Here is a 263-nt window from a genome sequence, read left to right on the forward strand (position 1 = left end):
GCCCATACCATACTTACCGCGTCGTGCACTTCTCGTACGTCGCGCAAACATGTTTAGGCCCGGAAGAAAATTCGAAGATCGTTACCGATGCGCTGGATGCAGATGTTATGCAGTGCAGAACACGCGAACGTGGGTCGATCCAACACACCCTTGTTTACTCGCATCTTGTAGCCCAGCTTGTTAAGAACAAGGATCGTGACTTCTGCCTCGTCTCCTATTTCCATAGGGTTGCTCTTATGGAAAAGATGATTCCGACCCATAGA

1 protein-coding gene is annotated in these 263 nt (G+C 49.4%); it reads right to left on the reverse strand.

Going from position 1 to position 263, the window contains the following annotated elements; genetic code table 11:
- Positions 1-53 precede the first annotated feature (53 nt).
- Positions 54-263 (reverse strand): hypothetical protein (locus AC1RPJ_RS08235; RefSeq protein ID WP_481762921.1); only part of this gene is annotated, 210 nt, incomplete at its 5' end.

The sequence above is a fragment of the Dellaglioa sp. CoH-57-MRSF-17 genome, assembly GCF_056782015.1.